The 1,566-nt window shown below is 21.8% G+C and carries 1 protein-coding gene; it reads right to left on the bottom strand.

What is annotated here, in order from left to right; genetic code table 11:
• Positions 1–59: 59 nt before the first annotated feature.
• Entirely contained in the window at positions 60–1,052 is a 993-nt protein-coding gene (locus tag F777_RS0109910) for a hypothetical protein (protein ID WP_026751901.1), read from the bottom strand.
• Positions 1,053–1,566 lie beyond the last annotated feature (514 nt).

Here is a 1,566-nt window from a genome sequence, read left to right as displayed (position 1 = left end):
GGATACCTTGTAGAGAAAAAAAATGCATTTTCAATGTAACTTTAATTAGTTAGGCCATTTTAAGATTTTAAATGATACGTAACAAGGACGTAATTATATTCATTTTCATTTTGATTATCTTTTAAATTCTTATTTTCAACTTTAAAGTGCAAATTTTGCTTATTTTTATTTTGATCTAAAGAGTATTTGTTTTTACTAATTATAGCATACATTTTTTTCTTATGCAAAAATTTGGGATAAATTTTTAAGTTAATGTTATCATTTTCAAAATGAACATTAGTGATTTTTTGAGGTGCATTCTTATCAATGTATACAAAATTGTTTTCACGATTTTCAATGTAACTAAACAAATAGAATTTTTTTGAAGCATAAAAGAAATCGCCAACATGAGGTCTTTTAAAAAATTCTACTTTACTTTTATATTCACCTCTGAAAAAAATCTCAGGATTTTGATCTTCCTCATTGAATTTTACATAAAACTCCTTTTGTATATTTATTTGATTATTATTTTTGATAGAATATACTATATTATTGCCACTTTGAATAAAATACAATTTATCTTCCCCGAGGAAAAAATTATACATATTAAGTAATGATAAATTAGCAATAGATTTATTATTTATGAAAGGTAAAGTTGAAATAACTTCATTACCTTTTTCAATATTTATATTAAATGAAATTTTATTTTTAATAGATGAAAAATGTGGGAGATAAGCAGAATAAAATATTTTAAAATCGGTACCAAAATATTCAAAAGAAGCTATTGAATATGATTTTTTTTCAGTATTAATGTAATTTCCATCTAATGAAAAATAGTGAAGTTTATTAGGATATTCAAGAGTAATCAAATTTGATTTATTCACATTGAAGTTGATTGGTTTGTGTATTGTATTTGGGTCTCCATATATTCCAATTTTGTTAATTAAGGTTTTACTTATTTTATTAAATATAAATATAGTTGATACCCTATCTCTATCAAATAAATATAATAAAGTATCAGTTTCAATAACCTTGTTAAAATTTAATTCAGAAAAATCTTTTCCCAGATTCAAAAAATTTATTGTAACTGAATCACAAATGGTAGATATATTTAATTTTTTTCGCCAATATTATTCATATTTACAAATTCCATATTTTTTGAATCATAAATTTTATTCTTCCCTTTTGTACAACTTAAAACTATTAATAGCAATAATGGGTAAGAGAATTTTAAGGACGTTTTGTATTTAAATACTTTGACAAATAATTTCATAGTTTTGAAAAATATTTTATCTAAATAATTTATTTTTATTAATTATAATGCTTAACCTTGACCTCACTTTTTTTGAGAAGATTATCATTTAGCTGGTTGTGCAATTATTCTCAATGTGGTTTTACTAATTACTTTATTATTTTTTGATTCCAGATTTCCAAAAAAACTTTTTAAAATTGTAATTCTTTTTTAAATGCACTACTTAATAGACTATAAGTTTAAACTCTAGACTCAAAATAGCAATGATAAGTGTTTGACAATAACAATTTTTTTAATATAAGACTATAGATGTTAATGACATCTAATTCTAAATT

The organism is Sediminibacterium sp. C3 (assembly GCF_000508085.1).
Lineage (GTDB): Bacteria > Bacteroidota > Bacteroidia > Chitinophagales > Chitinophagaceae > Sediminibacterium.
This window is presented reverse-complemented; position numbering and strand designations above follow the sequence as displayed.